Raw genomic sequence first — 8280 nt, 5'->3', positions numbered from 1 at the left:
TATGTAGCTGAAAACAACATTACCATGAGTATGTCTCGACGAGGAAACTGTCATGATAATGCTGCTATGGAGAGTTTCTTCTCATCGCTTAAAACAGAAGTTTTTTACTCTCAAAATATAAAGAAGATATCTAATGTTGGTAAGCGATTAATAACCACCCCGGGTACACACCCTTCTATAAATCTGCCATAATTGTAGTATCTTAAATTAAAGACGTTTACTTCAACATTGCATTAACTGTTTTGTAAAGTTGGAGTCGTTTACTACAACTTTAGGAGGATTATCCTATGGCAAATGCTAAACTCGATATCGATAAGATATTTAAACTTGTCATGGCATGCCGTCAAAGTGGCATGTCAGATAGACAATGGTGTATTGAACATGATATTCATCCCAGTACATTTTATTATTGGGTTAAAAAACTACGTAATCATGCTTGTTATGATATACCTGAAAACACCTATCATAGTTCTAACAACGATTCACCTTCTTGTATTATTAAGCAAGATGTTGTAAAGGTTGATCTTGTCTCCGCTGAACCAACCCTCTCATATACTCCTGTCCAGTCAATGAATAGCACTCCAGTTGTTATCCAGTATCAAGAAGCAAATATTCTTATTCAAGATAACTTTAATCCTAACACACTCAAAGATGTTTTGAGGACTCTTAAGGAGGCATTATGTTAGGGGATATTACAAATGTTGATGCTATCTACATAGTGTGTGGTTATACAGATATGCGTAAGTCCATTGATGGTCTTTGTGCTATTATTGAAGATAAGTTAAAAATGAACTCTCAGTCCAACTGTTTATTCTTATTCTGTGGACGTAGGCGTGATCGTATCAAAGCAATCCTTCATGAAAATGATGGCTATGTACTTCTGTATAAACGTTTGACAGGAACAGGCTGTTACAAATGGCCTCGTAATGAGTCGGAAGTTAAGACTCTTACTTGGCGTGAATTCAATTGGCTTATGCAAGGTTTAGAAATTGACCAACCTAAAGCTATTCAATCAACCAATAGGTAATACGACATTTTCTATCTTTCCTCAACATCCTGAGGGTGGTATAATGGATATATCTTAAAAGAAAGAGGTACTATCCATGGCTACCAATGTAAAAGATCTTCAGATTATGGAACTAAAAGATACCATTGCTGAACAACGTCAGTTGATTAGCACACTTCGTGTTGCCTTGGATACAAGTAATGCTCAAACGGCTGAACTTACAACACAAATCAAGCTTCTTAATGAACAGTTAGAGTATATGAAGAAAAAGCTCTTTGGTACATCTAGCGAGAAACGTCAGCTTGATGAACAGATCAACCTCTTTAATGAAGCGGAACATGAAGCTAATCCAAAGGTAGCTGAACCCGAGGAGGCTGTTTTAGTCACTTCCCATGCACGCAAACCTAAAACCAAGCTTGAAGAAAAGATTAAAGGTCTTCCAGTAGAAATAGTTGAAGTTCCTCTAAATGCTGAGGATTTATCTTGCCTTCAGTGTGGTACAGACTTAGAAGTTATTGGGCGTGAAGTTGTACGCCATGAAATAGAATATATTCCAGCTAGCCTAAAGGTTCTTAAATATGTAAGTCTTCATTATGGCTGCCCAGAATGTAAACAAACAGATGAACCTTTCTTTGTTGAAGCTACTGTGCCAAAAGGCCTTATGAAACATAGTGTTGCATCACCTTCTTCTGTGGCATGGGTAATGTATCAAAAATATGCCAATGGTTTACCGCTTTATCGTCAAGAAAAAGATTGGAAACAGATTGGTATGGAACTCAGCCGTGCTACGATGGCGAACTGGGTGATTTATTGTGCCCAGCACTACTTAAAACCTGTTTATGAGCATTGCCATAAACTTTTACTCGAGAGAGAATTCTTAATGGCTGATGAAACACGTGTCCAAGTTTTAAAAGAACCTGGACGTAAGGCTGAAACAGATTCTTTCATGTGGGTTTATCGTAGTGGTGAAGATGGATTACCACCTATTATCTTGTATGAGTATTCCCAAACCAGAGCGGGTACTAATGCCCAAAACTTTTTAGAAGGTTTTGCAGGGTATTTAATGACAGATGCTTACTCAGGATATAATAAAGTACAAAATATTCAAAGGTGTTTCTGTTTTGCACATATCCGTAGATATTTCCACGATGCCATTCCTAAAGGCAAAGAGTATGACATTAGTCATCCAGCTGTTCAAGGCGTTGAATATTGCAATCGCCTATTTAGGTATGAGGAAAACTTCAAAAAGAATAAATATTCCTATGAGAAAATCAAAGAGATGCGTCTCAAGTACTCAAAACCTGTGCTAGAGGCTTTTTTGTGCTGGCTTAATCAGATCAATCCAACACGTAATAGCCGACTAGATAAAGCTATTACATATGCTCAGAATCGTAAGGATAGTATGCTAACCTATCTTGAAGATGGCCGTTGTAGCTTGAGTAATAATCTTAGTGAACAGAAAATGAAATCCTTTGTGATTGGTCGTAAAGGCTGGTTATTCTGTGATACACCTGCTGGTGCAGAGGCTAGTGCTATAGTGTATAGCCTAGTAGAGATGGCAAAAGACAATAATTTAAATGTATTTCAATATCTTAAATTCTTACTAGAACAACGCCCTGATAAATCCATGACAGATGATCAATTAGGAAAATTGCTTCCTTGGAATGAAGACATAGTTGAATTGTGTAAAATATAAATTTAGAGTAAACGTATCTAATGTTCTCCAACTATCAAATATAGTTGGAGATTTTTTTAATTTACCGTACGGTTGTTAATCGCTTACTAATGTTGAGCTCATCAACTTAGTATTAGAATATATTCAATACTATAATTATGAACGTATTCAAGCAAAATCAAACTACCTTTCTCCTATTCAGTATAGGAAAAAGGTAGCTTAGGTCTTTTATTAAGTTCCACAAATTGGGTTCACTTCACATCTATAATTATGATTTTCAAGGAGGTTTTTATTTATTCCCCATTTCTGCAATTCACTTCAATACTACTTGGAGGTACTTTTATCTGATTATTCGCCTGAGAATAGTTTTCTCATGTTTATGCTTGCTACTAGTTGTTACCTGAATCAAATATTTACAGTAGGTATATTTATTCATTACTTAAATGATAGAGTGTATCTATAGCGCTGCTAATAAAATCTTTTTCACAAAATTCATGACCATTACAATGATTGTTAATTTTAATCATACTCAAAATATCCTTGTATTTCCTTAAAATCAAGGCATTTGAATAGAGCTCAATTAACTGCTCTTCTGTTTTAGACAACTTCCTTTTTAGTATATATGCATCTAATATTGCTTCATAGGTATTTTTCTCATAACAAAGTTTAACAACAGCTAAATCATGTATTCGCCACCCATAAGCACAGTGGTCAAAATCAAATATTATTATATTTCCTTTTTCATCTACATGTATATTAGAAGGATTTAGGTCCCCATGAATTATACCATAGGAATAACGATTTATAGGCAATTCTTTAAGCTTACTACATAAATATTTTTCATAAGGGATAAAAAAGCTAAGATTATCAAGTTCATAATGAACAGCATATTTTCTTAACATTTCTATAGGCTCTTTTATTAAATAATCAATGTTTATTTTATACCTATTATATTTACTTGAGAATTCATCAAATGTTTTATGTAGGTCTGCAATATTTTTGCCTAAATTTATAGCTAAATCATCTTCTAATACACTAGTAAGTGGACTTCCTTCTGCAAATGAAAACATTGCTATAAACCTTAACTCATTATTCAAAATTACCTTGCTTAGAAACAAATTATCTTTATTTTTGATTGGATAAGATACTGGCATATTCTTTAACATAAGAAAATAAAGTAGTTCTAATTCACAATTAAAATCATTTATATCATTAATATAATACTTATTATTTAAGTAAACTCTTAAAATATATTTTTTATTTTGAGTTTGTATTAAATAATGGTCATTAAAACTTCTTCGGATAAATGTGCAATTGAATGGTTCAAAAATTCCATATAATTTCTGAACTATATACTTTATCTCATTAGTTTCTATGGATACATTTAAGCTTGTCATTCGATATCTCCATCCTTTTGTATATTATATACTCAATAATTAATTTCCAGATTTAAAAAATTGATTGATCCATAATAGCACAAATTATTTATATATACTAACAAAGAAAATCATAGCAATTTAGTTTAAATCTTTATATTCACTATTCATTTTTTTGCTATAAAATCTTTAGATTCTTGTAATCTATAACTTATACTACTCATATTGATGATGTGAAATTTATAAGTAATACAATCTGCATCTACAGTTGATGGTATTTATTTTTCATTATTCATATCATATATTTTTCCATATAATACATAGTGTATCCATTGATATTATATCTATTCACGCTTTTCCACTTATTATACTACAGACATGAAGTTCAAAGTATGAACGGATATATCCTCTATTTTTTTAAATTATTTTTATTGTTTTTGTTTGTTTATTTAACTTTAATAACAAGATTATTCTCTATCATTAATTCAATAAAACTATTGATATCAGATAGTAATTGTATCTTTGTAACATCATATAACTTACCTATATTATTAGCAATTTCATTGATATCATAACCTTTATTTATATTTTCCCATATTAAAATCCCAATATCTTCTATACCAAAACAATCACCTGTCTCCATGTTATAAATAACTATTTTATCCTTCATTTCGATAGATGTAACGCATTCTTTCATTTTATATAGATTACTATTTGCCATTTCCATGCTCCTTTTATACTATTTAAATAATTTATTAGCTATAATTAGTCATATCTAATTACTTTTCAAAAATTTTTATTTACTGTACTTTGTAGCCATAATTCAAGCGATAATGTTCTTACAAGTGGATTTATAAATTCTTTTTGACCATATTTATACAATAAAGCTGCATTTTTCAATTTTTCTTTATCAATCCATCCATATTCAGCTGCTATAGAATTATCAATTAGTTTATTAATAAAATTCCATTCATTAGAAAACCCTTTTCTAATTATAAATTCAAATCCAGATCTGTCTGGATTTTTTAATATTTTCTGAGGAATTATATCTGTAAAACTTTCCCTTAATAATTTTTTATTTAATCCTAATTCTCTTTTTATATCAAATGGCATGTTAAAAACTAATTCAATAATTCTAGAATCTTTAAAAGGATATATTCGATTAATCCCATTAGGATATGAAATAGTGTTATCTAACCAATTTAAGTTACTTACTAGTGTCATAAATTCATAATCGTAATGTTTTCCTTTATCTTCTATGTAAGGTTCAAGTATTTTATTTCTATGTTTTTCAATTTCTGAATATTTCATATTACTCATAGGTTTTTTTATCCAATCTGGAGAGCAAATAACACTTAAACTATTTCCAACATTATACCATGTACTTCTATTCATTCTTTTCAAGAAATCAAACTTAACATAGCTAGGTAACATATGAGGAAAAGCATGTGCTATTATCAATTTCCAAATAGGTTGATTTAAAAATAATGCATCTTTTTCTAATAAGGTTATTCCTTCCTTAAATCTTTTATTAGAAAAATAGTCATAAATATAACTTCTAGTCGAGCAAAAAACTTCATCTGCACCGTCCCCAGAAAAAACAGCAGATATCCCTTTACTACTAATCTCATTATGAATTGTATTATACATATCGTAATTTATTAGTAATGGGTTAGGTTCATCGCTAGAACTTTTCATATTCTCAGCATTTTTAAAGGCCCAAAAGTCATCTGTATTACTTTGTAGAGGTACAAAATTTAACTTATCATTTATATACTGTATTAATTGCAAATTTCCTTCTTCTGTCTGAGAATCTATAGAAGGATTAATTATTGAAGATATAGAATCAAAAATACCATTTGGACTTATTACTCTAATAATAGAAGCTATTGTAGATGAATCCATACCTCCACTTATTTCTATTCCAATTTTTTCGTTTTCAAAATAATCTATGTACTCCCCAATGACATTTTTTAGTATATAATTGAAATTATAAATATATTCTTCCTTAGAAAGTTCTTTGTATTTATTTCCAATATTCCAAATTTTTTTTAATTTAACTTGATTGAATTCAAATTTTAACAAGTACCCTGGTAGTAATCTACTAATACCTCTATAAGGGGTTAATTGGGTTAAATCAATTTCTGTATTAAGATAGAGTTTAAAATATTCTTCACATAAACAAGAAAATCTATCTACTATACTATTTAACTTATGTGAAAAAATAAATTTACCATTTTTAATTTTATAAAAAAGTTGTGACGTGGAAAAAGCATTTCTATAAGCATAATATCTCTCTTTACCTTTTTCATTTATTAATAGAGTAAAATTTCCTTTTAATTCATTTATTTTTTCGAAGTTCTGTTTTTCTAAAATAGATAATACTATATTTCTTGCTTCTTCTGAATTTAGAATAACTCCTATATACGTTACTCTATACATATTAGTGTTAAGTAATAATATTGGCAATTCCATCCTATCACTAATATTTTCTTCTTCATTAATATTATTTTTGTTCTTCATCAAAACCTCCTACTGAAAAAAGTACCGAAAATTTCTTTCTCCAATAATTTTCATCTACTTCCTTTATTACATTAGATTCTATCCAAGCATGTCCCATTAATTCTTTCTTATTAATTCCAACACATAATCTACTTGGAATACCTAAATGAGATAAGAGGTAATACATAGCTAAAGATCTTTCAAAACATTCAACATTTAAAAAATGAAATATGGATGCTTTTTCAAAACTATACTTTAAAAGATCATAATTAATATTTTTTTTTGAAGGACTACATGAAACGCTTATTTTTTTAGGGATATTTTTATTTTTATAAATCCTTAAAAAAATATAAGCTTTTATCAAATAAAAGTAACTTAACAAAAAAATCCTTTTACTTATCTTCATAAATTTGTACCTCACTTAGCTCTACTATATATCTATCGATAAAATCTATAATTATCATTGGATCCGAATTATGATATCTAATTATTTCATACATATCTAAACAACTGCTAATTCTTAAAATTTCAGGGAAATTTTTTTTAATTATATAATTTTTATAAACTGCTTCAAGTAGATATTTGCAATATAACTCAGCCATAAGACATTCTATTTTTTTAAACCCTTTTAAAGGTTCTTGTATTAATGTATCTACATTTTTAACATTTAAGTGTAAGAAAAGATCAATATTTTTAGAAATAGTATTGGAAAACATGTCATTCCTTCCAATCAGAATACCCCGTTCCTTATCATCTTCTTCGACTTTATTTTCCAACATATTCAATAAAGGTGATCCAGAAAATAATCTCATTCCAGGAGGTCCTGGAAAAACAAACCTATCACTTATTCTTATAGCAATAATATCATCTGATATAAGTTTACCTCCCTTCATTATTAACATTGCAGAAATAGTTGATTTTCCGGATCCTGATACTCCAGAAATTGCTATTTTTTTGTTTCGGTATTCGATTAAACTTCCATGAATTAATAAATACCCTGAATCTAATAGTATTAGAGACACTATAGTTGAAAAAAAAGCTGCATATAAGAAGCCATCCATTCCTCCATATACAACTATAATCTTTGATTTCCTATTGACTAAGATATATTTTTCCTCTAACCATTCAAACAAAATATCATCTCTATTATTAGTATATATTGTTCGGAAACACTTCCCACTTTCATATCTTACAGTTTGGATATCTTCCCAATATAGCTCTAAATTTCTCATATTTTGACTTTTAAAAATTTGATAACTTACATTATCTTGAGATGGTAATAAATAGTTATCAAAATCTATTTCGGATTCAATAGTCAATCCAAATAAATAATACTTTTTTATTTCACTCACCTTCTTTTATAAAATATTACAATAAATCAATAAATTACATACTATACTTAGAGACTTTTCACTTAGCTATTCTTCTTTTATTCTTATCACCATTTTTTGTAATAAATAGGTATTTTATATCTTCCTTTCTATAATTCCTTTAGCAATGTATGATAAAACATGAATCACTTATAATAATTTACCAATATATTGACAAAAGTCTCTGAGAACTCTTGCTTAAATCCTTTGCTGTATCTAGATTTTGAAGATGCAAAGCGATATAGATATATAAAATCTAAGCTACAACATTTACAAGAAAACATAGTAATATAAAAAATAAGTATCCTAATATTCCTAAAAATATTTAGCTCCTCAAAATTAAGTAATGTA

At 29.1% G+C, this 8280-nt stretch carries 9 protein-coding genes and 1 pseudogene; 5 read left to right on the top strand and 5 right to left on the bottom strand.

Features of this window, described 5'->3' with window-relative positions; all coding sequences use genetic code 11:
- The 5 genes and pseudogenes from ACRDBA_RS17870 to ACRDBA_RS17850 form a co-directional block, all read left to right on the top strand.
- Positions 1-108: pseudogene (locus tag ACRDBA_RS17870) on the top strand (hypothetical protein); the annotation flags it as partial.
- 179 nt (positions 109-287) lie between these two features.
- Positions 288-686: an IS66 family insertion sequence element accessory protein TnpA gene (gene tnpA, locus ACRDBA_RS17865; protein ID WP_438574287.1), complete on the top strand. Its 399-nt coding sequence runs from the start codon at positions 288-290 to the stop codon at positions 684-686.
- Positions 680-1027, top strand: a complete 348-nt coding sequence (gene tnpB / locus ACRDBA_RS17860; protein WP_438574286.1) for an IS66 family insertion sequence element accessory protein TnpB — start codon at positions 680-682, stop codon at positions 1025-1027. The genes tnpA and tnpB overlap by 7 nt, the downstream gene beginning before the upstream one ends.
- A 76-nt stretch (positions 1028-1103) precedes the next feature.
- Positions 1104-2702, top strand: coding sequence for an IS66 family transposase (gene tnpC, locus ACRDBA_RS17855; RefSeq protein WP_438574285.1), 1599 nt, complete (start codon positions 1104-1106; stop codon positions 2700-2702).
- A gap of 100 nt (positions 2703-2802) precedes the next feature.
- The gene (locus tag ACRDBA_RS17850) at positions 2803-2904 is read left to right on the top strand and encodes an IS3 family transposase (RefSeq protein WP_438574288.1); all 102 of its coding nucleotides are present in this window, start codon (positions 2803-2805) and stop codon (positions 2902-2904) included.
- 205 nt (positions 2905-3109) lie between these two features.
- Here ACRDBA_RS17850 and ACRDBA_RS17845 read toward each other — a convergent pair whose 3' ends face one another.
- From ACRDBA_RS17845 to ACRDBA_RS17825, 5 genes are all read right to left on the bottom strand, one after another.
- On the bottom strand, positions 3110-4078 hold the full coding sequence (locus ACRDBA_RS17845) for a phosphotransferase (protein ID WP_438574284.1): 969 nt from the start codon (positions 4076-4078) through the stop codon (positions 3110-3112).
- Positions 4079-4502: 424 nt separating this feature from the next.
- The gene (locus ACRDBA_RS17840) at positions 4503-4778 is read right to left on the bottom strand and encodes a PqqD family protein (protein ID WP_438574283.1); all 276 of its coding nucleotides are present in this window, start codon (positions 4776-4778) and stop codon (positions 4503-4505) included.
- Positions 4779-4843: 65 nt separating this feature from the next.
- The gene (locus tag ACRDBA_RS17835) at positions 4844-6580 is read right to left on the bottom strand and encodes an asparagine synthase-related protein (RefSeq protein WP_438574282.1); all 1737 of its coding nucleotides are present in this window, start codon (positions 6578-6580) and stop codon (positions 4844-4846) included.
- Positions 6564-6965, bottom strand: coding sequence for a lasso peptide biosynthesis B2 protein (locus tag ACRDBA_RS17830; protein ID WP_438574281.1), 402 nt, complete (start codon positions 6963-6965; stop codon positions 6564-6566). Before ACRDBA_RS17830 ends, ACRDBA_RS17835 begins: the two co-directional genes overlap by 17 nt.
- Positions 6952-7911 (bottom strand): hypothetical protein, encoded by a 960-nt coding sequence (locus ACRDBA_RS17825; protein WP_438574280.1) that lies wholly within the window; start codon positions 7909-7911, stop codon positions 6952-6954. The genes ACRDBA_RS17830 and ACRDBA_RS17825 overlap by 14 nt, the downstream gene beginning before the upstream one ends.
- Between the last annotated feature and the right edge of the window lie 369 nt (positions 7912-8280).

Source organism: Clostridium sp. (assembly GCF_051654825.1).
In the GTDB taxonomy this organism is placed as follows: domain Bacteria; phylum Bacillota; class Clostridia; order Clostridiales; family Clostridiaceae; genus Clostridium.
This window is presented reverse-complemented; position numbering and strand designations above follow the sequence as displayed.

Excerpts from the sequence above, each read along its gene's own strand:
- tnpB (WP_438574286.1), top strand. The coding sequence starts at position 680 with ATGTTAGGGGATATTACAAATGTTGATGCTATCTACATAGTGTGTGGT.
- tnpA (WP_438574287.1), top strand. The coding sequence starts at position 288 with ATGGCAAATGCTAAACTCGATATCGATAAGATATTTAAACTTGTCATG.
- ACRDBA_RS17845 (WP_438574284.1), bottom strand. The coding sequence starts at position 4,078 with ATGACAAGCTTAAATGTATCCATAGAAACTAATGAGATAAAGTATATA.
- ACRDBA_RS17840 (WP_438574283.1), bottom strand. The coding sequence starts at position 4,778 with ATGGCAAATAGTAATCTATATAAAATGAAAGAATGCGTTACATCTATC.
- ACRDBA_RS17830 (WP_438574281.1), bottom strand. The coding sequence starts at position 6,965 with ATGAAGATAAGTAAAAGGATTTTTTTGTTAAGTTACTTTTATTTGATA.
- ACRDBA_RS17835 (WP_438574282.1), bottom strand. The coding sequence starts at position 6,580 with ATGAAGAACAAAAATAATATTAATGAAGAAGAAAATATTAGTGATAGG.
- tnpC (WP_438574285.1), top strand. The coding sequence starts at position 1,104 with ATGGCTACCAATGTAAAAGATCTTCAGATTATGGAACTAAAAGATACC.